The organism is Aeromonas sp. AE23HZ002T15 (assembly GCF_054165525.2).
Genome location: NZ_CM201342.1, coordinates 1,664,384 through 1,687,500, shown reverse-complemented (window position 1 = coordinate 1,687,500; position 23,117 = coordinate 1,664,384). Strand labels below are relative to the sequence as shown.

Sequence of the window (23,117 nt, the reverse complement as noted above, 5' to 3'; positions counted from 1 at the left end):
TTTGTAGCGAGGTTAACCGTATAGGGGAGCCGTAGGGAAACCGAGTCTTAACTGGGCGTCTAGTTGCAAGGTGTAGACCCGAAACCGGGTGATCTAGCCATGGGCAGGTTGAAGGTTGAGTAACATCAACTGGAGGACCGAACCCACTAACGTTGCAAAGTTAGGGGATGACCTGTGGCTGGGGGTGAAAGGCCAATCAAACTCGGAGATAGCTGGTTCTCCCCGAAAGCTATTTAGGTAGCGCCTCGGACGAATACTACTGGGGGTAGAGCACTGTTTGGGCTAGGGGGTCATCCCGACTTACCAACCCCATGCAAACTCCGAATACCAGTAAGTAATATCCGGGAGACACACGGCGGGTGCTAACGTCCGTCGTGAAGAGGGAAACAACCCAGACCGCCGGCTAAGGTCCCAAAGTTCTGGTTAAGTGGGAAACGATGTGGGAAGGCTCAGACAGCTAGGATGTTGGCTTAGAAGCAGCCATCATTTAAAGAAAGCGTAATAGCTCACTAGTCGAGTCGGCCTGCGCGGAAGATGTAACGGGGCTCAAACCAGGCACCGAAGCCGCGGATTCACGCTAAGCGTGAGTGGTAGGGGAGCGTTCTGTAAGTCTGCGAAGGTGTGTCGAGAGGCATGCTGGAGATATCAGAAGTGCGAATGCTGACGTAAGTAACGATAAAGGGGGTGAAAAGCCTCCTCGCCGGAAGACCAAGGGTTCCTGTCCAACGTTAATCGGGGCAGGGTGAGTCGACCCCTAAGGCGAGGCCGAAAGGCGTAGTCGATGGGAAGCAGGTTAATATTCCTGCACGACTTGTAATTGCGATGGGGGGACGGAGAAGGCTAGGTGGGCCAGGCGACGGTTGTCCTGGTGAAAGTGCGTAGGTGGTGTTTCTAGGCAAATCCGGAGACACAACACTGAGACACGAGACGAACGCACTACGGTGCGGAAGCCATTGATGCCCTGCTTCCAGGAAAAGCCTCTAAGCTTCAGATTACAAGTCATCGTACCCCAAACCGACACAGGTGGTCGGGTAGAGAATACCAAGGCGCTTGAGAGAACTCGGGTGAAGGAACTAGGCAAAATAGAACCGTAACTTCGGGAGAAGGTTCGCTCTTGATGGTGAAGTCCCTTGCGGATGGAGCTGTCGGGAGTCGCAGTGACCAGATGGCTGGGACTGTTTATCAAAAACACAGCACTCTGCAAACACGAAAGTGGACGTATAGGGTGTGACACCTGCCCGGTGCCGGAAGGTTAATTGATGGGGTTAGCGCAAGCGAAGCTCTTGATCGAAGCCCCGGTAAACGGCGGCCGTAACTATAACGGTCCTAAGGTAGCGAAATTCCTTGTCGGGTAAGTTCCGACCTGCACGAATGGTGTAACCATGGCCATGCTGTCTCCACCCGAGACTCAGTGAAATCGAATTCGCCGTGAAGATGCGGTGTACCCGCGGCTAGACGGAAAGACCCCGTGAACCTTTACTACAGCTTGGCACTGAACATTGAACCTACATGTGTAGGATAGGTGGGAGGCTTTGAAGCGATGACGCCAGTTGTCGTGGAGCCGTCCTTGAAATACCACCCTTGTATGTTTGATGTTCTAACGCAGGGCCCTGAATCGGGCTCGCGGACAGTGCCTGGTGGGTAGTTTGACTGGGGCGGTCTCCTCCCAAAGAGTAACGGAGGAGCACGAAGGTTGGCTAATCCTGGTCGGACATCAGGAGGTTAGTGCAATGGCATAAGCCAGCTTAACTGCGAGACGGACAGGTCGAGCAGGTACGAAAGTAGGTCATAGTGATCCGGTGGTTCTGAATGGAAGGGCCATCGCTCAACGGATAAAAGGTACTCCGGGGATAACAGGCTGATACCGCCCAAGAGTTCATATCGACGGCGGTGTTTGGCACCTCGATGTCGGCTCATCACATCCTGGGGCTGAAGTCGGTCCCAAGGGTATGGCTGTTCGCCATTTAAAGTGGTACGCGAGCTGGGTTCAGAACGTCGTGAGACAGTTCGGTCCCTATCTGCCGTGGGCGTTGGATGATTGAAGGGAGTTGCTCCTAGTACGAGAGGACCGGAGTGAACGAACCTCTGGTGTTCGGGTTGTCACGCCAGTGGCACTGCCCGGTAGCTAAGTTCGGAATCGATAACCGCTGAAAGCATCTAAGCGGGAAGCGAGCCCTGAGATGAGTCATCCCTGACCCCTTGAGGGTCCTAAAGGGCCGTTGGAGACCACAACGTTGATAGGTGGGGTGTGTAAGCGCGGCGACGTGTTGAGCTAACCCATACTAATTACCCGTGAGGCTTAACCATACAACACCCAAGAAGTGTTCTGAGACTTGTAACAAACCCCAAGAACTACTCAAAAATTCAGTGATAACGACAAGCCACGAGCAACATCGTTATTCACGTCAGCTTTCTGGATTAAGAATTTGCCTGGCGGCCATAGCGCCGTGGAACCACCTGATCCCATGCCGAACTCAGAAGTGAAACGCGGTAGCGCCGATGGTAGTGTGGCATTCGCCATGCGAGAGTAGGACACTGCCAGGCACCCAATTGAAGAAGCCCGCTCATCCGAGCGGGCTTTTTTATTGGCTGAAATTCAGGACTTTGCAGACACACCATCCATTAAGTATTCTTTTTTCAGTCTACTAAGTCGTACAGCTCGAACCATCCAGTCAAACTCACTGCTTGCTACCCCTCTGATTGCCTATCTCCTTGATCTTCTCCGCTCCAAACTACCGGATCACTGGGCTGACCCACTTCTACTGTCTGCATAGAGGGCGGCTATGCCCTGCGTTGATAGCCACTATCGCCGGAAACGGGGGGTGACAAGCCCAGCAGGATCCATAAACTGTCTGTTTCATACACAAGGAGCTGTCTATGTTGGGGATCCACGATCTGGCGTTGTTTATCGTCTCTGGCCTGCTGCTGAACATGATGCCGGGACCGGATTCCCTGCTGATCATGCTGCGCAGCGGCGCCCAAGGCTGGCGGGCCGGCTCGGTGGCGGCGCTCGGGATAGGGACGGGCACCATGGTGCACGTGCTGGCGGCGGCCCTGGGGCTGTCGGCCCTGCTGAGTGCCTCGGCCGAGCTGTTTGCCGTCATCAAGCTGACTGGGGCGCTCTATCTGGTCTATCTGGGGATTTCTCTGCTCAGGCAGAAGGCGAGCGCATCTGCCAGCGCAGACGCGGCTGTGACGCTGCCCAGGCTCTCCTACGGGCGTATCTACCGGCAGGGGTTGCTGACCAATGTACTCAATCCCAAGGTCGCGCTCTTCTTCCTGGCCTTCGTGCCCCAATTCATCGATCCGGCGGCGCCGCAGAAGGCGCTGGCCTTCATCGTGCTGGGCTGCATCTTCAATATCAACGGCATGATCTGGTGCCATCTGCTGGCCTTCTCCACCGCCTTTGCGAGCAGCAAGCTGCGTCTGCCCGCCCGGGCTGGAACTTGGCTCAATCGGCTGATGGGGGGCCTGTTCGTGGGGCTCGGGATCAAGCTGGCCGCCGAATGACGGCCATAGAAAAAGGCGTATCCCATCGCTGGGATACGCCTTCGTCTGCACTGCTGCAGGAGACTGAAATCAGTTCATGCCGTAGCGCTTGAGTTTCTTGCGCAGGGTGCCACGGTTGATACCCATCATCACGGCGGCGCGAGTCTGGTTACCACGGGTGTACTGCATGATCACGTCCAGCATGGGAGCTTCGACTTCGGAGAGAACCATATCGTACAGATCAATCACTTCCTGACCGTTCAACTGGGCCAGGTAGTTACGCAGGGCCTGTTGCACAGAGTCACGCAGGGGGCGCTGGGTCGGCTCGGCGGCGTGATTGTGAGTAGTTGTTACCAATGCATCAGAAGTCAGGGTTTGTTCGAACATATTCGGTCGGCTCTTTAGTTATGCGTTAACCTAATCCATCGAAATACACTTCAAGTGCCTCGAGCTGTGCGTCTGCACAATCCAGGGCATTGAAATGTTTACGGAATTCTCGGCCCGTCTCTTCTTCATCCAGATACCAGCCCACGTGTTTACGGGCAATGCGCGCTCCCAGATATGCACCGTAAAACTGGTGCAGGTTGGTAACATGCTCGTTCATCAGGGTGCGGACCTCTTCCCTGTCGGGAGGTGGCAGCTTGGTGCCCGTCTCAAGAAAATGACGGATTTCCCGGAAAATCCAGGGTCGTCCTTGCGCTGCACGGCCGATCATCACGGCGTCGACGCCGGTATAGTCGAGGACATACCGGGCCTTCTCCGGGCTGTCTATGTCGCCATTGGCGACAACAGGAATCGATACGGCCTGCTTAATCGCCCTGATAGTGTCGTACTCCGCTTCGCCCCGATAGAGGTCGGTACGGGTACGACCATGCACGGCAAGGGCCGCGATACCGCAATCTTCGGCGATTCGGGCGATCTCCTCGCCATTGCGGTTATCCGGATCCCATCCTGTGCGGATCTTCAAGGTGACAGGCACCTCCACTGCATCCACCACGGCCCGGCAGATGGTTCTGACCAGATCGGGTTGGCGCAGCAGGGCGGAACCTGCCAACTTCTTATTCACTTTTTTTGCCGGACATCCCATGTTGATGTCGACGATCTGAGCGCCCTGCTCCACGTTGTAGCGGGCGGCAAACGCCATCATCTTGGGGTCGGAACCGGCAATCTGGACCGATCGCAATCCGCCTTCAGCAGAGTGGTCCATTCTCATCCTGGTTTTCTGGGTATCCCAGACATCCGGGTTGGCCAGCAGCATCTCGGAAACGGCCATACCGGCACCCAGCCGCAAACAAAGTTCACGAAATGGTCGGTCTGTTACACCGGCCATGGGGGCCACGATCAGGGGAGTTTCAAGCGTGTGGGGACCTATCTGCATTCCACGGTTACCATCGGCTTAGGGCGGCGTATATTACGCATTTTTTAGTCAGGAGAAAAGGTTAGTATTTGAGCGTCAGCCATTTTTTTCTGAAAAAAACGTCGCCCCAAGGCTTGCAAATTCAGGAGTGCTTGAAAATCAGACATATTGTCTGGGACCATGGACGGGGCCAAATGAGTGAGGGCATCGACGATTTGTGAGTCTCCCTCCGCCGCGGGTTTACGTTATGATAGCGAGCCTGAATCGAGCAAAGGCTCCACACAATTTCATTACAAATAGAATTTGGGGATGTATGACGTCAAGGTTCATCAAATCGCTCGGTCCCTGCCTGCTGGGAGCCATGCTGGGCTCGGCCCAGGCGCAGACCGTCAGCTTCACCGAGGCCTGGAGCCGGGTCATCCAGCAGGATGACGGCCTGGCGGCGGAGCAGGCGGGTGTGGAGCGGGCCGAGCAACTGCGAGAAGCGGCCAAGGCCATGTATCTGCCCAAGGTGGATGTGGGGGCCAGCTATACCCACCTCGACCAGCCGATGGAGCTGGACATGCTGGACTTGAACCCCATCGCCAACCACCCGGAGTTTGGCAAGGTGCTGGGCCCCGTCATGCAGGCGCTGAATCTGAGCCCGAGCGACTTCGTCACCCCGCTGACCAAGCAGAACGTGGTCACCAGCTCGGTCAAGATGCTGTGGCCGCTGTTCACCGGCGGGCGCATCGATGCGGCTCAGGACATTCGCCAGGCCCAGGTGAGCGAGGCGCAGCAGTTGCTGGTGCTCAAGCAGCAGTCCACCTTCGAAAGCCTCTCCCAGACCTATTTCGGCGTGGTGCTGGCGGCCCAGGTGGTGCAGACCAAGCAGGAGATAGAGCAGGGGCTGGCCCATCATCTGGATCATGCCCAGAAGCTGGAGGCCCAGGGCCAGATCGCCAAGGTGGAGCGACTCTCCGCCCAGTCGGCCTATGACAGGGCGCGCATCGATACCCAGAAGGCGCGGCGCAGCCTGGAAATAGCCCAGCTGGCTCTCGGTCACATGCTCAAACTCAAACAGGCAGAGCCCAATACCGGCCTCTTCATCAACGACGGCATGCCGCAACTCGATCCCTTCGTGCAGGAGACCCTGGCGGTGCACCCGGGTCTCAAGCTGCTGGCGGCCAAGAAGGAGCAGGCCCAGGGCATGATCAAGCTGGAGAAGGGCAAGTACGCCCCCGAGCTCTTCCTGTTCGGCAACTACAACCTCTATGAGGATGACTCCATCGTCTCCAAGACCACGCCGGACTGGCTGGTCGGGGTCGGGGTCAGCATGCCGCTGGTGAGCCGTGACGGTCGCTCCGAGACGGTGCAGGCGGCCAAGAGCGCCGAGTTGCAGGTCAATCTGCTGCAGGCCAAGACCCGCCAGGATCTGGAGCTCCTGGTCGAGAAGACCTGGCGCGAGGCGGCCCAGGGGCTGGAGGAGTATCAGTCTCTCTCTTCCACCCAGGCGCTGGCACAGGAAAACGTGCGGCTGCGGGACAAGGCGTTTGGCCAGGGACTCTCTACGTCCCTCGATGTAGTGGATGCCCAGAACCAGCTGGCGGGGGTCAAGACCCAGCGCGCCGCGGCGGCCTATCAGTACGTGGTCTCCCTGGCTCGTCTGTTGGCGCTCTCCGGCCAGATGAACAGTTTCAATCAATATCAGCATGGTAGGGCCATTGAGGTGAATTCATGAGTTCGGTCCTGTCTGTTCCCTTTTCCCCGTTTGTTTCGACCGCCAAGGGTCGCCTGTCTGCCGAGGTGAATGCATGAGTCATCCCCCCATCAAGAAGAAGATGAGCCAGGGCAAGCCCTTGCTGCTGGGCCTGCTGTTGGTGTTGCTGGTGATCTGGTTGGGCTGGCGCTTCTGGCTCGCCTATCAGCCGGAGCCGGTGCGGTTGCAGGGCCAGATAGAGGCGCAGCAGTATTCCGTCTCCTCCAAGGTGGCGGGCCGCATCGACGAGGTGCTGGTGAAGAAGGGCGATGTGCTGACCAAGGGGCAACTGGCGTTCACCTTGGCGAGCCCGGAGATCGAGGCCAAGCTGAGTCAGGCCAAGGCGGGAGAAGCGGCGGCTGGCGCCCTGGCCGAAGAGGCCGAGAAGGGGGCGCGGGCCCAGCAGATCGCGGCGGCCAAGGATCAGTGGCAGCAGGCCAAGGCGGCGGCTCTGCTGCATGGCAAGACCTATGCCCGCATCGCCAACCTGCACCGGGATGGCGTCATGTCCCTTCAGAAACGGGATGAGGCCTGGACTGCCTGGCAGGCGGCCAAGTACAGCGAAGGCATGGCCTGGCAGCAATATCAGATGACGTTGGAAGGGGCGCGGGAGGAGACCAAGATCGCGGCCCGGGAGCAGGCCAAGATGGCGGCAGGGGGCGTGGCCGAGGTGGAGGCCTATCTGGCGGACACCCGGATCAATACCCCCCATGCCGGCGAGGTGGCCCAGGTGCTGCTGCGCAGCGGCGAGCTGGCCCCCCAGGGCTTCCCCGTGGTGATCCTGCTCGACATGGAGGATGCCTGGGCCCAGTTCCACGTGCGTGAGGACTTGCTGCCCCGCTTCCCGGTCGGCACCGAGTTCGATGCCCGCATTCCGGGTCTTGGGGATCAGCTGGTGCGCTTCAAGGTGACCCATGTCGCGGCTATGGGGGATTTCGCTACCTGGCGCGCCACCGATACCCGTCAGGGCTTCGACATGAAGAGCTTCCAGGTGGAGGCGCGCCCCCTGCAACCGGTTGACGGGCTGCGGGTCGGCATGAGCGTGCTGGTCGAGCTCTGATGGGACGTGAATGGCGGCGGCTGTGGCAGGACCCCTTCGGCCTGGCCCTGGCGAGCTGGGTACCCCTGCTGCTGATAGGGATCCTGTGCTGGATCTTCTCGGCAGGGCTTGCCCGTGACCTCAAGGTCGGCCTGGTGGATCTGGACCACAGCGTCCTCTCCCGCCAGTTGGCGTTTTCTCTGGATGGCTCGAGCGGGCTCAAGGTGAGCGCTCAGTTCGATTCCATCGACGAGGGGGCTAGCGCCCTGCGGGGTGGCGACATCTACGCCCTGGTGGTGATCCCCGCCCATCTGGAGCGGGATGCGCGCGAGGGGACCCAGCCCCAGGTGACCGTGTTCAACAACGGCCAGTTCATCCTGATCGCCAAGCTGGTGAGTTCGGCCCTGGCCCAGGTGGTCGGTACCCTCAACGGTCAGGTTGGTGTATTGGAGGCCATGGCGGATGGCAAGGCGCTGCCCGGCGCCTTGGGGCAAGCCCTGCCTATCGCGAGCCAGATCACGGCGCTCTACAACCTCAACTCCAGTTATGCCCAGTTCCTGCTGAGCGCCCTGCTGCCCGCGGTGTGGCAGATCCTGGTGGTGCTCTACGGTCTGAACGCCCTGGCGCGGATGGACAGGCTTGGCCTGGAGTGGGCCCGTGAAGGGGTCTGGAAGGGCCTGTGGCGCATTTTGCTGCCTCATGTGCTCATCGGCTGGGCCTGGGGGCTGGGGTGGAGTCTGCTGCTGTTCAAGGCGCTCGGTTATCCCATGCAGGGCAGTTGGCTGATCCTGACTCTGGGGTTGGGGCTGGCGTCGGCCGCCTGCGTCAGCATGGGGGCCTTCTTCTACGCCGTACTGCGGGATCCGGCGCGGGCCCTGTCGATAGCGGGGGCTTACACCGCGCCGGGCTTCGCCTTCATGGGGGTGACCTTCCCGGTCAGCGCCATGGGGGATGTCGCCCAATTCTGGCGCAGCCTGCTGCCGATCTCCCACTACGTCGAGCTGCAGATAGGGCAGACCAACTACGGCCTGCCGCTCGGGGCGGCTCTGCCCCAGTTCGGCACCCTGCTGCTGTTCCTGCTACCCCTGCTCGTGGTGGCACGCCGTTATCAGCCACAAGCCAGACCGGCTCACAAGGCCGAGGAGCCAACGCCATGATGGGATCCTGGGGTTTGCCACGCCTCGAGTGGCAGCCGATTGATTTATGCCTCTTGCTGGCGCCACAAATCGCTGCCGCCTGGTGGTGGAAGGAGCCAATGGCATGCTAGGTTTCTGGGATCTAGTGCGCCTAGAGTTGCGCACCCTGCTGGCGGACAGGGCCATCATGCTGACCCTGTTTGGCGGCGTATTTTTCTACTCCTTCCTCTATCCGCAACCCTATCTGCATCAGTTGCCGCGGGAAGAGCCCGTGGTGGTGGTCAACAATGACGGCAGTCAGCTCTCCCGCCAGCTGGAGTTCATGGCCGACGCCACTCCCCAGGTGAAACTGGTCGCCCGGGTCGCCAGCCTGGGCGAGGCGCGGGAGTGGATGCTGACCGGCAAGGGGAGCGGCATCTTGCACATTCCCCGCCACTTCTATCGGGATCTGATGCTGGGCAAGAGCGTTACCTTGAGCTATGCGGGGGACGCCTCTTACTTCCTGGTCTATGGCACCGTAGCCGAGGGGCTGGCCCAGGCGGGGGGCACCCTGGCCGCTCAGGTGAAGGTGGCACGCCTGCTCAGCCACGGGGAGGCCTTGCCTCAGGCGGCCATGGGCTGGAATGCGGTGGGGCTCAACGTGTTGCCGGTGTTCAATCCCACCATGGGCTATGTGAACTACGTGGTGCCGGCGGTGTTCGTGCTGATCCTGCACCAGGTGTTGCTGATGGGGGCCGGCATCCTGGGGGCGACCCAGAACCAGCGCAGTCTGCGGGGTGAGCGCGGTTACTGGCAGCAGGCGCCGGTGCTAGCGCTGCTGCTGGCGCGAACCCTGGTGCTGGGGGGGCTGTTCGTGCTGCCCGTGACCTACTTCTTCGGCTTCTGCTTCGATCACTACGGCATAACGCGCACCGCCGAGCCGGGGGCACTCTGGCTGTTTACACTGCCGTTCCTGCTGGCCACCACCTGGCTCGGGGTGGTGCTGGGGGCCCTGTTTACCCGCCGCGACCTGCCAACCCAGGTAGTACTGGTGTCATCCCTGCCACTGGTGTTCCTCGCCGGCTTTATCTGGCCCCTTGAACTCATACCTATGCCGCTCAACTGGCTGGCACAATGGGTGCCGAGCACCCCGGCCATCGAGGGCTTCCTGCGTCTGAACCAGATGGGGGCCGCGTTCAACCAGATCTCCTCCTACTGGTGGCAGCTGTGGGGGCTGACGCTGTTCAACGGCCTGCTCGCCATCCTCCTGCTGGCCTGGCGCCAACGCCAGGGCAGGGCGCCCGATATGGAAACGGTCAGCGAAGGCTGACCGTTTTTTTGTGCAAGGCGAGGATGGCTTAACTGCGCTGCAGGCCGGGCTCGCCGATGGCGTAGATCTGGCCGAGAGCCTGCTGGTCGGTGAGCAGTTGCAAACCCCGCAGCGCCACGTCCTGGCGGCGCACCAGGCCGTGCACCTCCTGCCTTTGACTCAGCACCGCCTTGCCGGTCGCCTCCCCATCCTGCAGACCGGCCGGCCGCAATATGGTCCATTCAAGCGAGCTGGTCTGCAGCCAGCTCTCCGCCAGACTCTTCAGGCGCACCTCGTGGCCGAAGGCCTCCCGCGCCCGCTCGGGTAGGTATTGCCAGCTGTCGCCACAGCCGAGGGAGGTGACCAGCAGCAGGCGTTTGAGGCCGGCCCGCTCCATCTCGTCGATCACCAGACGGTTGCCCTGATAATCCACCGGCTGGGTCTGGCGAAAGCTCCCCAGGGTGGAGACTACCCGGGTATCGCTGCCCGCCAGCAGGCAAGCCTGCGCGACTGCGGCGGCATCCAGCGCATCTCCCTGGACGACCTCGACCCCCAAGGCGTGCAGCTCGGCGGCAATGTCGGCATTGCGCACCAGGGCGACGACCCTGTTGCCCTGACGCAGGGCCTGCTCGGTGAAGGCGCGGCCCAGCCCGCGGCTGGCTCCGAAGATGAGAGTGGTTGGCATGAGAGAGTCCCCTTGAAGAAAAGGGTTAGCCTAGGGCCTGGATGACTCGATGTAAATGAGAGTTGTTTTTATCTTTGAAGGGATAGCAGAAAAGCAAGGGGCCGACGTCGATGACATCGGCCCGCAGGGGTCAGCCATTGTAGTGGCCTATGCTGGGGCGGCGGCTCGGGCCGCTCAGGTGAATGTCCACCGGGTTGAAGGCCTTAATCGCCTCGAAGCTGAAGTCGCCGATGGCCTGATGCAGGCTCTGAGGGCTGTGGTTGGTGATGATGATGACGCTCTTTGAGAGGTTGCGACGACGGCGCAGCAGGTGGCCGAGGAAGCTGGACTGGCTTTCCGCCATCTTGGCTCGGTTCGCCGCCACCTCGTCGATGATCAGCAGGTCCACCTCTTCCAGGGCGCGGCGGTACTGGTTGCGCTCCTCCTGATCCTGAATGACGTTGAAGAACAGCCGATCGACGATCGAGGCCCACTGCTGGAAGATCACCGATTTTTGGTGGCGCTCGATCAGCTCGTGGGCCACGGCTCCCGCCAGGGTCGACTTGCCGGTGCCGTAGTCACCGTAGATGAGCATGCAGCCGCCGCCGCTCTTCTCCCAATGCTCGAAGCCGCTGATGAAGTAGCGGGCCGTCTCGATGGGATATTGCAGCGCCGGATCGCCGGCATCCATCTTGTCGAAGATCCAGTCAGGGTTGAGGTCGGCCTGGGCGATCAGCTTCAAGATCCGCTCCTGGCGCGCCGCCTTCTGCAGCTCGCGTACCTCCTCGTTCGCCTTGGCGTCGTACTCCTTGCGCAGGGTCTCGTAGTCGTACTGGCTGCCACCGGTCTGGGCCTGCAGGCGGCGGATGCGTTCCAGCAGGCCGCCCACATGCTGGCTCAGCTCGGGGTCGTGCACCCGCTGATCCTGTTTGGCCCTGGCTATCTTCTTGCGCCTGGCCTCGATCTCTTCCAGCTCCTGACGCAGGGGGTCTTGCGGGTCTGTCATGAATGGCTCCTTCTGCGAGGGAAATGGTAAAGGGTGGGCAAGGGCATGGCCGACTGCGCGGCTAATAGTGCCTGTTGCCCGCGTTCGGGATCAATCATTATCCGGTTCCTGGGCCAGACGCTTGGCCGTCTCTATCATCTCCTGGGCCCGCCTGCTCGGACCGGACTCCACCGGCGCGGGGCTGACCTGCTGGTAGCCCTTGACCTCCATCGGCTGGCGACGGGCGTAGCGGCGGCTCTTCAGGGTGCGGATAAATTTGAGCATCCACTGATGCTGGGAGTCGAACACCTCGGGACGGCCAAGCCAGTAGGCGATGAACTCTCCGAGGTCTTCCTCGCTGTAGCTGGCGTCGATCACGCCGCACAGCCGGGCGAGGGCGGGCAACTCCTCATCCGGGCGCCACTGCAGATGCATCTGGAATGGCCGCTCCGGCAGCGGGCTGCGCACCCGCTGGCTCAGCAGAGGCAGCTGAAACGGGCACTGATGATAGTGATCGCTGTCGCCATGGGCCTCGACTTGCAACAGTTCTGCTTCCATCAGCTCGTCCAGCAACTCGGTCAGCTGGCGGGCATTGACCTGATAGCAGAAGCCGCTGGGATCACCCGGGTCGACCACCGCCAGTGCACGCCCGAGCTCGGGATAGTTGAGCCGGGTTTGCCGGTTTTCCAGTACCAGTCGGCGCAGCTGCAAGGTGTAGAGGCTGCGGGCCGGGTGGGAGAGCCTGGGATGGGCGAGGGCGCTGTATTCGGCTGGGGTCATGGTCTGCTTCACAATCGGGAGTGGGGCCATTATCCCTCATGGTGGGGCTGCATACAATTCGTGGTGCCCTGCCCAGAGAGGCGGGAGGGAGCACCAAAAAATATTGATGAAATAGTCAGTTTATTTCAAACAGTTGTACCGGGTTGGGGCACTTTCGAGGGAATGGATTGCATCCTTGGGTGGCGATATAGACCCCACATGATCTAGGCTTAATACCCAACTAACACGCTGACTAATAAGAGCTTTGTCAAGATGTCAAAAGCCGGACTACGGATCTTGGTGGTGGAAGATGAAGCCGTTTTTCGCCACTCGCTGGTCACTTATCTCGAACATGACGGGGCCTGTGTCTTTCAGGCCGAAGATGGTATTGAAGGGCTCTCCGCCGCCGCGCTCTACCACCCCGATATAGTGCTCTGTGATCTCAACATGCCCAACATGGATGGACACGAAGTGATAGCTTGTCTCGCCGCCCGCTATCCCGAGGTGCCCGTCATCGTCATCTCGGGTCAGGACAAGATGGCCGCGATCGAGCGGGCGCTGCGGGCCGGGGCGCGGGACTTCTTCATCAAGCCGGTCGCCGACTATGGTCAGATCAGGCGCAGCATCGATCAGTGCCTGGCGGGGGCCGCGCACCAGAGCCAACAGCTAGAGCTGATGGAGCACATGGACTTCTTCCGCGCCCACGACAGGGCCTCCAGCCGTTTGCTTGCCTGGCTGACACCCCCGGGTCTGCAGGAGTGGGGCCCCTGGCAGGTCACCTTCGCCGGCATGGGCAACCTCTTCATCCCCGATACCTTCAAGCTGGATGACAAGCTGCTGGTGCTGGTGATGGAGTTGCCGGTCCTCGGCATGGATGCGGCCTTCTGCAGCGCCCTGGTGCGATCTTTGATGAATGGGCCCTACCGCCAGTACCAGCAGCAGGAGAGCCGACTGCTGACACAGCCCCATCGCCTGCTCGACTACCTCAACCTGCAGTTGTTGGAATCTGGGCTGCGCCACTCGTTTTCCATGGCTGCATTGCTGTTTGATCAGGAGGATGGCCTGGTGTTTGCCAATGCAGGGCTCACCTCGCCGCGCTGGCTGATGCGCTCGGGGGGTCTGCCCCTCGGTCTGATGCGCAGCAGCCGTTATAGCCTGCACAAGCGCAGCTGGCACGAGCCGTTCGAGCTGCAGTTTCGCAGCGACAGCGGCAGCGCGTTGAAGATGCAGGTGCGCCACCACTGAGGAGCGCTCCATTCGCCAATAAAAACGGGGCGCCCAGTGGGCGCCCCGTTCTCTTTCACCATCCAGGCCGGTTAGACGGCGGCGGATTGCAGCTTTTTGTCGCTGTCGTCGGAGGCTTTGGCGGGACCTTCGGCACCGTGCATCCAGTACACCAGGCGGTTGGCCATGGTCAGCAGGATCAGGGCGCTGATCACGGCGGCCAGGGCGATGCCACCGAAGATGGCCATGGCACCGGACTCGCCCACGAAGGAGCCAATGAAACCGGCGGCATAGTTGGCCAGGGCCACGAAGCCGAACCAGGCTCCCATCATCAGGGAGGCCAGGCGCAGCGGAGCCAGCTTGGTCACCATGGAGAGGCCGATAGGGGAGAGGCAGAGCTCGCCCAGGGTGTGGAACAGGTAGGCACCGACCAGCCAGAACATGGAAGTCTTGACGGCCTGATCACCGCCTTGCTCCAGCACGGCACCGATCATGAACAGGAAGCCGATGGCCAGGAACAGCAGACCCATGGCGAATTTCACCGGGGAGTTCGGCTCCTTGCTGCCGAGCTTGATCCAGATGGCGGCCACGATCGGGGCGAGGGTGATGATGAAGAAGGGGTTCAGGGACTGGAACCAGGCGGTCGGCACTTCGAAGCTGCCGATCATGCGGTCAGTGTATTCCTGCGCGTACAGGTTCATCAGACCACCGGCCTGTTCGAAGCCGGCCCAGAAGATGATGGTGAACAGACCCAGCACCAGAATGACCTTGATGCGATCCACTTCCTGCTTGGTCAGCGGGGCCTTCTGCTCCTTGGAGCGCTGCTCGGCGGCGCGCTGGGCGGCCGGTACGCGGCCGATGTCACCCAGGAAACGCTGGGCCATGGTGGCCTGTACCACCAGGGAGAGCAGCATGCCAATACCGGCGCTGACGAAGGCGGCTTGCCAACCGTAGGCGGTGGCGGCGGCGCCACAGAGCACGCCAGCCAGCAGGGAGCCCAGGTTGATGCCCATGTAGAAGATGGTGAAGGCACCGTCACGACGGTGATCCCCTTCCTGATAGAGGTCGCCCACCATGGTGGAGATGTTCGGCTTGAACAGACCGTTACCCAGGATTAGCAGGGCGAGACCCGCGTAGAAGACGCTGTTGACCATGTCCGGGAACATGGCGTGGGGCAGGGCCAGGGTGAACTGGCCGGCGGCCATCAGCACGGCGCCAAACAGGATGGCGCGGCGCTGGCCGAGGAAGGTATCTGCCAGCCAGCCACCGATGATCGGGGTGATGTAGACCAGGCCGGTGTAGATGCCGTACAGCTTGAGGGCATCGGCTTGAGTCCAGCCCATGCCGCCGTTGGCGGTCATGTCGGTCAGATAGAGGACGAGCACGGCACGCATGCCGTAATAGGAGAATCTCTCCCACAGTTCGGTACTAAAGAGCAAAAAAAGCCCTTTAGGGTGACCTAAAAAGGTCCCTTTGGACGGGTTATTCATTGGAACTTCCACCTGTGTCTTATATTTTTTTAGAAATTTTATGCAAGGGCTAGGAACAAGCCATCTTCCTTATAAAACATGCGGAATCGAATTACAACGAGCGTTTTTGACGTTACTTTATCTATCAATGGTTGATTTATTGTTTAAAAAATGAAAAAGGGCATCGAATGATGCCCAGTTTTTTATTCTGTGTATTGTGCGAAAATTCAGCGATTACAGCTCTTTGGCAAATTGCTTCAGCCAGCTGGTGAATTCCTTGCCGAGCTCCTTGTGGCGGCTCGCATATTCCACATTGGCCTTCATATAACCGAGCTTGCTGCCGCAATCATGGCTGCGCCCCTTCATGAAGTAGGCGTTGACCTGCTCTTTCTCCATCAGCATGGCGATGGCATCGGTCAGCTGGATCTCGTCCCCGGCGCCGGCCGGGGTCTTCTCCAGCAGGGGCCAGATGTTGGCGGACAGCACATAACGGCCGACCACGGCGAGGTTGGAGGGGGCCTCATCGCGAGGGGGCTTCTCGACGATGGCCTGCATCGGCAGCGACATGCCGGCGGTCAGCGCCTCGCCCTTGATGTCGGCGATGCCGTACTTGTCCACGTCCTGTTCGGGCACGGCTTCCACCATGATCTGGCTGATCTGCTCGTCTTCGAACAGGTGCACCATCTCCGCCAGGTTGTCCTGTTTGAGATCGCTCGCCACCTCGTCGATCAGCACGTCCGGCAGCAGCACGGCGAAGGGTTGGTCGCCGATCAGCGGGCGGGCGCAGAGCACCGCATGGCCCAGGCCTTTTGCCTCACCCTGGCGCACGTGCATGATGGTCACGTCTTTCGGGCAGATGTGCTGCACCTCTTCCAGCAGCTGACGCTTGACCCGCTTCTCCAGGGTCGCCTCCAGCTCGAAGCTCTTGTCGAAGTGGTTCTCGATGGAGTTCTTGCTGGAGTGGGTCACCAGGATGATCTCCTTGATGCCGGCGGCGATGGCCTCGCGCACCACATACTGGATCAGCGGCTTGTCGACCACGGGCAGCATCTCCTTCGGGATGGCCTTGGTGGCGGGCAGCATGCGGGTACCCAGGCCGGCGACGGGGAGAACGGCCTTGCGAACAACGAGGGGTGTCTTTTTCATGGAAGTGAGTCCGAAGATACGAAGTGGGCTCATGATACCCGAAGAAAAATGGGGCAGCCACAGGCTGCCCTCATCATGGTTATGGCATGAAACCCTTACTTGACGATGATCATGTCCCGGTTTGCATCCAGGGTGGCGGGTCCTATCCCACTCACCTCTTCCAGCTGCTCCACCGAGGTGAACTTGCCCTGCTTCTCGCGATAGTCGACGATGGCCTGGGCCTTCTTCTCGCCAATGCCCTTCAGGGCCGCGAGTTCATCGGCGCTGGCGGTGTTCAGGTTGATCTTGCCGCTCTCCTTGGCCTGGTTGATGGTGGCCGCAGGCTTGGTGGCCGGCTTGTCGGCGGCGAGCAGGGGTTGGCTAAAAAGCGGCAGTGCGCCTAGCAGCAGGGTGGCGATCAGGGTCTTTCTGTTCATGGTTTACGTCCTTGTAAGATGTCGAATTGCTATAGAAAGCTAGCCGAGCTGCGCCACTTTTCGTCTGTGAAAAGTGACAGGGTAATAACTCAGGTGAATCGGCTATAAGCCGGACGGCTCCTCCTCGGTTACACTGGCTAACCCTTTGAGCGAGATGCCTTTTCCATGTCCCTACCCGCCATTTCCGATCTGGAGCCCATCGCCCGCGCCGCGGGTCGTGCCATCATGACTATCTACCGTCAACCCTTCGCGGTGGAGTACAAGCAGGACGAGAGCCCGCTCACTGCGGCCGACAAGGGGGCCCACGAGGTCATCATATGGGCCCTGGCCACCTTGACCCCGGATATCCCCGTGCTGTCGGAAGAGTCGGATGCCGGTGTCATGGAGGAGCGGCTCGGCTGGTCCCGCTACTGGCTGGTGGATCCCCTGGACGGTACCAAGGAGTTCGTCTCCCGCAACGGGGAATTTACGGTGAATATCGCCCTCATCGAGGAGGGCAAGCCGGTCTGGGGGCTGGTCTATGCACCCGTGCTGGACAGGCTCTGGTATGGGGGCAAGGGGCTGGGAGCCTGGCGGACCGATGCGAGTGGCACGGCCCCCATCCAGACGCGTCCCCATGTAGAAGGGCAAGCCTGGAAGGTGGTGGGCAGTCGCAATCACCTCTCCCAGGCGACCCTGGACTATCTGGCCCGCTTCGGCGACATGGAGAAGGGGGAGATTGAACTGGTCTCCATGGGCAGCTCCCTCAAGTTCTGCATCATCGCCGAGGGAGGCGCCGAGCTCTATCCACGTCTGGCTCCTACCTGTGAATGGGATACGGCGGCGGCTCAGGCCGTACTGGAAGGGGCGGGGGGCAGCGTGACCCAGCTGGACGGCTCGCCCCTTGCCTATAACAAGCCGGATATCCTCAATCCCTGGTTTGTGGCGCGGGCCTGACAAGGCATCACAGCGCCCCCATAGTATCGAGATGAGAGTATCGAGATGAAAGCGTCGATACGAAACGGTGCATAAACGAGAAGGCCGGACATTGTCCGGCCTTCTGCATTCTGGGAGTCTGCCTTGTCTGCGACTGGTTCAGAACACCTTCTTGAAGGGTTTGATGGTGACCCTGGCATAGACACCCGCCGCCACATAAGGGTCGGCGTCGGCCCAGGCCTTGGCCTCTGCCTGGCTGCCAAACTCGGCGATGACGGTGCTGCCGGTGAAGCCCGCATCGGCAGGATCCTCGGCGTCGATGGCCGGGTTGGGGCCGGCGGTCAGCAGCCGTCCCTCATCCTGCAGCGCCTGCAGACGGGCGAGGTGGGCGGGGCGAGCCAGCTTGCGCTGGGGCAGGCTGTTCGCGACGTCTTCGGAGTAGATCAGATACCACATGGAACAATCCCTTTCTGGTTGCGGTTATTTGTCCTGTTCGGCCTTCTGCTCCGCCGGCAGGTGGCGATAGAGGTAGACGCCGCTCAGCAGAGTGAAGATCAGGGTCAGGCCGAGCAGGCCGAACACCTTGAAGTTGACCCACACCTCTTGAGACAGGTTGAAGGCCACGTAGAGGTTCAGCAGGCCGCAGAGGGCGAAGAAGCCGACCCAGCCGAGGTTGACGTGATCCCAGATGCGATCCGGCGCCTGCAGCTCCTTGGCCAGCATCTGCTTGATGAGGTTCTTGCCAAAGCCGTAGCGGCTGATGAGCAGGGCGAGGGCGAACAGCACGTTGATCACGGTCACCTTCCACTTGATGAAGGTGTCGTCGTGGAAGAAGACGGTGAGACCGCCAAAGAAGCCGACCAGCAGGAAGGTGAACAGCTGCATCTTCTCCACCTTGCGATAGCGGATCCAGCTGTAGGCGAGCTGCAGGCCGGTCACCACCACCAGGGCGCCGGTGGCCATGTAGATGTCGTAAAACTTGTAGACCGCGAAGAAGACGATCAGGGGAATGAATTCAATAAACTGCTTCATGCTGGGTCCGTTAAGCTCAAAATTTCACTCAGTGTACCTGCCCGCCAGACAACGGCAAATGAATAAGACCGCTCGTCTCGTCACCAGTTCCGCTCTGTCGGCCTCTTGCTCTGCATCCCGGCTGATGGCATGCCGGCATCACTCTTGCGGGGAGTTCGTCCCAAACAGCTCGTGGGCGATCTGCTTGCCGAGCCGCTCCTGATCCGCGAGCAGATCACGGATGTGGTGCTCCTCGATCAGCGGGTTGAGCAGCACGGCCCGCAGCAGGGTGAGGGGTTGCTCGCCATAGCGCCCCACCGCCCGCTGGGTGCGGGAGACGAAGCTGTGACCCTCCGCCCGCTGCGTCTTCTGCAGCGCCACGTTGAACTCATTGATCTGTCTGTTGGCCGCTTCATCCAGCGCCTTGTTTTGCAGATGGGGTGGAATGCAGCGATAAGAGAGCAGATTCATCACCGGGGCAGACATCAGCTCGAAGGCGGGGTTCTCTTCGATGAGCCTGGCCATCAGCCGCGCTCTGCCGTAGTTTGCCTCGATCAGCTCGGCATAGCCCTGCTGGCCCAGCAGCTGGAAGGCGGCGTCCAGATAGAGTGCATTGGCGGGGCGGGTCCCCTCCAGGGTGAAACGTCCCTGATCGAAGGAGGTCGCCCGAATGGCATAGGGAGCCTCCCGCTTCACCGCCATCATCAGATCCGGCTGGCGGCAGAGCAGCATGCCGGTACCCAGCGGCACCAGCAACTGCTTGTGGCCATCCAGGGTGACTGTATCAGCCAGCTCGATCCCGGCCAGCAAATCCTGATAGCGGGGGGAATAGAGGGTAGGGCCGCCCCAGGCGGCATCCACGTGGAAGTGAACTCGCTCCCGTCTGGCGATGGCGGCGAGCTCGGGCAGGGGGTCGATGGAGCCAAAATCCGTGCTGCCGGCGACGCCGACCAGGGTCAGCACCTTGAGTCTCTGTTCCTTGCAGCGGGCCAGTGCGGCCTCCAGCGCCGGTATGCTGAGCCGGTTGTCGGCGTCGGTATCGAGCCGCCACACGCTGGTTGCGCCTAGCCCCAGCAGATCCATGCCCTTGTCGAAGGAGTAATGCATCAGCCGCGACCCCAGGATCACGGCGCCGCGATAGCCCTGCTCGAAGAGGGTGAACAGGTTGTCGCCACAGGCCTGGTTGCGGGCCAACCAGAGGGCGGTGACGTTAGCTATGGTGCCGCCGCTGGTCATGACGCCGAGCGCCGCATCCTTGGCGTGCATCTGGCTGGCATAGAAATCGTCGCTCTGGCGGTAAATCAGGCGATGCAATTTGGCCAGCACCTCCCGTTCCAGGAAGCTGAGCAGGCGGGAGGACTCCATCTTCATCGGGTTCTGGTTCAGCATCACCAGCAGGCGGGAGAGCTCGGCGGTGAAGGTGGGCAGTGGCGCCGTCATGTGTCCCATGTAGCGGGGGGAGGTGAGGTGTGAAGCGCCGGGCACCAGGGTTGCCAACCGCGCCAGATAGTCCTGGATATTCATGCCGGCAGTGGGCATGCGGGACTGGTCGAGTCGGTGGGTGAACTCACCTCTCTGGTAGGGGGCCTGACTGTCGTCCGAACGATGGAAGGTCTCCAGCAGGGCCGTCATGGCCTGGCCGAAGGCCGGATCCGGTTGGGTGAAGAGTTCAGTCAGTTTCATCGGGTCCTCCAGACCTGCATGGGGGCAGACGGCGTCAGCCTGGCCCTTGCCCTGGGCGTGGCGCCGGCCGCAGAGCATACACCAAAGGGGCGGGGGGAACAGCCATCTCCTGCGCATCGTTCCCTCGCCGGTGACGGCATTTTTATTTTCAGCTAACGCTTGTAGCCTGAAATCCGGCCCGCTAGAGTGAGTCGAGTTTTGGTTGGAGGCAGTGATGAGCGAGATGAACGGTTATTCCCCGCGGGAGGAGTGGGCCAATCGCCTCAGCCACGGGCTGGGGTTGCTGTTCGGGATCCTGGGGCTGGCCCTGCTGCTGCACAAGGGCTGGGATGAAGGGCCCCAGGTGCTGGCGAGCTATGGGCTCTACGGCACCAGCCTGGTGCTGCTCTATCTCGCCTCGACTCTCTATCACAGCGTGGAGTCGGCGGCGGCGCAGCGCTGGTGCAAGTTGTTTGATCACTGCGCCATCTACCTGCTGATCGCGGGGACCTATACCCCCTTCTTGCTGGTGGCCCTCGACACGCCCCTGGCCCAGGGGCTGATGGTGGTGATCTGGGCCTTGGCGCTGACCGGGGTGGGGTTCAAGCTGGTCTTTATCAACAGATTCAAGCGATTGTCCCTGTTTACCTATCTGCTGCTGGGCTGGTTGTCGCTGCTGGTGGTCTATCAGCTCTACCTCCATCTGGCGGGGGAGGGGCTGCTGCTGCTCGGGATAGGGGGCCTCATCTACAGCCTGGGAGTGATCTTCTACGTGGCGAAGCGGATCCCCTATAACCATGCCATCTGGCACCTGTTCGTGCTGGGGGGGAGTGTCTGCCATTTCGCGGCCATCTACGGCTATGTTGACTAACCCTTAGTTGGTATTTTAGTGCCAATGAAAGCCTGAATTCGTGCGGCATCCCACAGTTGCCTACTGCGTTTGCTGACAAGCTAACGACAGTTTGACTTGGAAAGGATGCACGCAATGAGTGAGATCGCGCTTTCCATCAGCATATTGTCGCTGGTGGCGGTGCTGGGGCTCTGGCTGGGGAACTGGCGGGTCTATGGCGTTGGTTTGGGGATCGGAGGGGTGCTGTTTGGCGGCATAATAGTGGGCCACTTCGCCGGCCTCTCCGGCTTGCAGTTGAATGAGCAAACCCTTCATTTTATTCAGGAGTTCGGCCTGATCCTGTTCGTCTACACCATAGGCATCCAGGTCGGCCCCGGCTTCTTCTCCTCCCTGCGCAGCTCCGGACTCAAGCTCAACGGCTTCGCCGCCCTGCTGGTGCTGCTCGGCGGCCTGGTAGTGGTCGGTCTGCATCAGATATTCGATGTCCCGCTGCCGGCGATCCTCGGGGTCTTCTCCGGTGCAGTGACCAATACCCCCTCCCTCGGGGCGGGTCAGCAGATCCTGGCTGAGCTGGGGGCGGACCCCGGCATGACGGGGCTGATGGGGATGGGCTACGCGGTGGCCTATCCGTTCGGGATCTGCGGGATCCTGCTCACCATGTGGCTCATTCGCGTGTTCTTTCGCATCAAGATCGAGGATGAAGCGGCCGCGTTCGAGCAACAGACGAGCAAGGGCAAGGAGAGCCTGCAGACCATCAATATCGCCGTGCGCAATCCCAACATGCACGGCCTGATGCTGCGGGAGATCCCGAGCCTGGATGAAGCGGATGTCATCTGCTCCCGCCTCAAGCGAGGTGACGAGCTGATGGTGCCGAGGCCGGAGTCTCGCATCGAGCTCGGCGATCTGCTGCACCTGGTCGGCGAACAACACGCCCTGCACAAGGTGCTGCTGGTGCTGGGGGAAGAGGTGGATACCTCCCTCTCCACCAGGGGCACGGATCTGCGGGTGGAGCGGGTGGTGGTCACCAACGAGCAGGTGCTCGGCAAGCGGATCCGGGATCTCGACATCAAGCAGAAATACGACGTGGTCATCTCCCGCCTCAACCGGGCTGGCATCGAGCTGGTGCCGACCAGCCAGACCAGCTTGCAGTTTGGCGACATCCTCAATCTGGTGGGGCGGCTCGAGGCCATCGAGGCGGTGACCAGCGTGGTGGGCAACGTCCAGCAGAAGCTGCAGCAGGTACAGATGCTGCCGGTCTTCATCGGGGTCGGCCTGGGTGTCCTGCTTGGCTCCATCCCCTTCTATCTGCCGGGTTTCCCCGCGGCCCTCAAGCTCGGGCTGGCGGGCGGGCCTCTGGTGGTGGCGCTCATCCTGTCTCGCATCGGCAGCATCGGCAAGCTCTACTGGTTCATGCCGCCGAGCGCCAACCTGGCCCTGAGGGAGCTCGGCATAGTGTTGTTCCTGGCGGTGGTGGGGTTCAAATCCGGCGCCGGCTTCATCGATACCCTGATCAACGGGGATGGCCCGGCCTGGATGATGTATGGCGTGGCGATCACCCTGATCCCGCTGCTGGTGGTCGGGGTGTTGGCACGCCACTACGGCAAGCTCAACTATCTCACCCTGTGTGGCCTGTTGGCGGGCTCCATGACGGATCCCCCCGCCTTGGCGTTTGCGAACGGCATGCACCCCACTAGCGGGGCCAGCGCCCTCTCCTATGCGACCGTCTACCCGCTGGTGATGTTCCTGCGGATCATCTCGCCCCAGCTGCTGGCCATCCTGCTCTGGGCCGGAGCCTGAGTCCCCTGGACAGGAGTCCACCCATGGCCTCCTGTCTGTATTTTGCATATCAGATGCTATTGATTTAGTTAGTATTATTTTTTATTCACACCGTTCTGCTCCGTCGCTCAATTCAGCCCCGAATTAGTCTGTTCGTTCGAATTTTCTCACTGGTTTCTGGACCCGGGCACGG

General features: G+C 60.8%; 20 protein-coding genes and 2 rRNA genes (1 of these 22 cut by a window edge). 11 read left to right on the top strand and 11 right to left on the bottom strand.

Going from position 1 to position 23,117, the window contains the following annotated elements; all coding sequences use genetic code 11:
* The 3 genes from ACT5M9_RS07680 to ACT5M9_RS07670 form a co-directional block, all read left to right on the top strand.
* A 23S ribosomal RNA gene (locus tag ACT5M9_RS07680) occupies positions 1-2,307 on the top strand (it extends 582 nt beyond the left edge of the window).
* A 122-nt stretch (positions 2,308-2,429) separates the two neighbouring features.
* Positions 2,430-2,544 (top strand): 5S ribosomal RNA (gene rrf / locus ACT5M9_RS07675).
* Between the two features lie 333 nt (positions 2,545-2,877).
* On the top strand, positions 2,878-3,510 hold the full coding sequence (locus ACT5M9_RS07670; protein ID WP_457983260.1) for a LysE family translocator: 633 nt from the start codon (positions 2,878-2,880) through the stop codon (positions 3,508-3,510).
* Between the two features lie 69 nt (positions 3,511-3,579).
* Here ACT5M9_RS07670 and fis read toward each other — a convergent pair whose 3' ends face one another.
* The gene (fis, locus tag ACT5M9_RS07665; protein WP_005309538.1) at positions 3,580-3,876 is read right to left on the bottom strand and encodes a DNA-binding transcriptional regulator Fis; all 297 of its coding nucleotides are present in this window, start codon (positions 3,874-3,876) and stop codon (positions 3,580-3,582) included.
* Positions 3,877-3,901: 25 nt separating this feature from the next.
* Positions 3,902-4,867 carry a tRNA dihydrouridine synthase DusB gene (dusB, locus tag ACT5M9_RS07660; protein WP_457983258.1) on the bottom strand — a complete coding sequence of 322 codons (966 nt, stop codon included), beginning with the start codon at positions 4,865-4,867 and terminating at the stop codon, positions 3,902-3,904.
* A gap of 292 nt (positions 4,868-5,159) precedes the next feature.
* Here dusB and ACT5M9_RS07655 point away from each other — a divergent pair, with 292 nt between their 5' ends.
* The 4 genes from ACT5M9_RS07655 to ACT5M9_RS07640 all read left to right on the top strand — a co-directional run bounded on the left by ACT5M9_RS07655 (position 5,160) and on the right by ACT5M9_RS07640 (position 10,068).
* Positions 5,160-6,566: a TolC family protein gene (locus ACT5M9_RS07655; RefSeq protein WP_457983256.1), complete on the top strand. Its 1,407-nt coding sequence runs from the start codon at positions 5,160-5,162 to the stop codon at positions 6,564-6,566.
* 73 nt (positions 6,567-6,639) lie between these two features.
* Positions 6,640-7,644 (top strand): HlyD family secretion protein, encoded by a 1,005-nt coding sequence (locus tag ACT5M9_RS07650; protein WP_457983254.1) that lies wholly within the window; start codon positions 6,640-6,642, stop codon positions 7,642-7,644.
* A complete protein-coding gene (locus ACT5M9_RS07645) occupies positions 7,644-8,780 on the top strand; it encodes an ABC transporter permease (protein ID WP_457983252.1) in 1,137 nt (378 codons plus the stop codon). The genes ACT5M9_RS07650 and ACT5M9_RS07645 overlap by 1 nt, the downstream gene beginning before the upstream one ends.
* A gap of 103 nt (positions 8,781-8,883) precedes the next feature.
* Positions 8,884-10,068 carry an ABC transporter permease gene (locus ACT5M9_RS07640; RefSeq protein ID WP_457983250.1) on the top strand — a complete coding sequence of 395 codons (1,185 nt, stop codon included), beginning with the start codon at positions 8,884-8,886 and terminating at the stop codon, positions 10,066-10,068.
* Positions 10,069-10,096: 28 nt separating this feature from the next.
* Here ACT5M9_RS07640 and ACT5M9_RS07635 read toward each other — a convergent pair whose 3' ends face one another.
* From ACT5M9_RS07635 to ACT5M9_RS07625, 3 genes are all read right to left on the bottom strand, one after another.
* A complete protein-coding gene (locus ACT5M9_RS07635) occupies positions 10,097-10,732 on the bottom strand; it encodes an SDR family oxidoreductase (protein WP_457983248.1) in 636 nt (211 codons plus the stop codon).
* 130 nt (positions 10,733-10,862) lie between these two features.
* A complete protein-coding gene (locus tag ACT5M9_RS07630; RefSeq protein WP_457983247.1) occupies positions 10,863-11,717 on the bottom strand; it encodes a DnaA ATPase domain-containing protein in 855 nt (284 codons plus the stop codon).
* Between the two features lie 90 nt (positions 11,718-11,807).
* A complete protein-coding gene (locus tag ACT5M9_RS07625; RefSeq protein WP_457983262.1) occupies positions 11,808-12,476 on the bottom strand; it encodes a DnaT-like ssDNA-binding domain-containing protein in 669 nt (222 codons plus the stop codon).
* A 252-nt stretch (positions 12,477-12,728) separates the two neighbouring features.
* On the opposite strand from ACT5M9_RS07625, the gene ACT5M9_RS07620 reads away from it, so the two are divergent.
* The gene (locus ACT5M9_RS07620) at positions 12,729-13,700 is read left to right on the top strand and encodes a response regulator (RefSeq protein WP_438550974.1); all 972 of its coding nucleotides are present in this window, start codon (positions 12,729-12,731) and stop codon (positions 13,698-13,700) included.
* A 71-nt stretch (positions 13,701-13,771) separates the two neighbouring features.
* Here the strand turns inward: ACT5M9_RS07620 and ACT5M9_RS07615 are convergent, their stop codons facing one another.
* From ACT5M9_RS07615 to ACT5M9_RS07605, 3 genes are all read right to left on the bottom strand, one after another.
* Entirely contained in the window at positions 13,772-15,169 is a 1,398-nt protein-coding gene (locus ACT5M9_RS07615) for a peptide MFS transporter (RefSeq protein WP_457983246.1), read from the bottom strand.
* Between the two features lie 213 nt (positions 15,170-15,382).
* Complete coding sequence (gene galU / locus ACT5M9_RS07610) at positions 15,383-16,294, bottom strand: UTP--glucose-1-phosphate uridylyltransferase GalU (protein ID WP_457983244.1); 912 nt, start codon at positions 16,292-16,294, stop codon at positions 15,383-15,385.
* A gap of 95 nt (positions 16,295-16,389) precedes the next feature.
* On the bottom strand, positions 16,390-16,710 hold the full coding sequence (locus ACT5M9_RS07605) for a ComEA family DNA-binding protein (RefSeq protein ID WP_457983242.1): 321 nt from the start codon (positions 16,708-16,710) through the stop codon (positions 16,390-16,392).
* Between the two features lie 165 nt (positions 16,711-16,875).
* Here ACT5M9_RS07605 and cysQ point away from each other — a divergent pair, with 165 nt between their 5' ends.
* Positions 16,876-17,646, top strand: coding sequence for a 3'(2'),5'-bisphosphate nucleotidase CysQ (gene cysQ / locus ACT5M9_RS07600; protein ID WP_457983240.1), 771 nt, complete (start codon positions 16,876-16,878; stop codon positions 17,644-17,646).
* Between the two features lie 138 nt (positions 17,647-17,784).
* Here cysQ and ACT5M9_RS07595 read toward each other — a convergent pair whose 3' ends face one another.
* The 3 genes from ACT5M9_RS07595 to ACT5M9_RS07585 form a co-directional block, all read right to left on the bottom strand.
* The gene (locus ACT5M9_RS07595; RefSeq protein WP_457983239.1) at positions 17,785-18,081 is read right to left on the bottom strand and encodes a YciI family protein; all 297 of its coding nucleotides are present in this window, start codon (positions 18,079-18,081) and stop codon (positions 17,785-17,787) included.
* Positions 18,082-18,105: 24 nt separating this feature from the next.
* Entirely contained in the window at positions 18,106-18,657 is a 552-nt protein-coding gene (locus ACT5M9_RS07590) for a septation protein A (RefSeq protein ID WP_438550968.1), read from the bottom strand.
* A 138-nt stretch (positions 18,658-18,795) separates the two neighbouring features.
* On the bottom strand, positions 18,796-20,319 hold the full coding sequence (locus ACT5M9_RS07585) for a pyridoxal-dependent decarboxylase (protein ID WP_457983237.1): 1,524 nt from the start codon (positions 20,317-20,319) through the stop codon (positions 18,796-18,798).
* 214 nt (positions 20,320-20,533) lie between these two features.
* Here ACT5M9_RS07585 and trhA point away from each other — a divergent pair, with 214 nt between their 5' ends.
* Together trhA and ACT5M9_RS07575 are read left to right on the top strand one after the other, a co-directional pair.
* A complete protein-coding gene (trhA, locus tag ACT5M9_RS07580) occupies positions 20,534-21,169 on the top strand; it encodes a PAQR family membrane homeostasis protein TrhA (protein ID WP_457983236.1) in 636 nt (211 codons plus the stop codon).
* Between the two features lie 114 nt (positions 21,170-21,283).
* Positions 21,284-22,945 carry a putative transporter gene (locus ACT5M9_RS07575; RefSeq protein WP_457983235.1) on the top strand — a complete coding sequence of 554 codons (1,662 nt, stop codon included), beginning with the start codon at positions 21,284-21,286 and terminating at the stop codon, positions 22,943-22,945.
* The last annotated feature ends 172 nt before the right edge of the window (positions 22,946-23,117 follow it).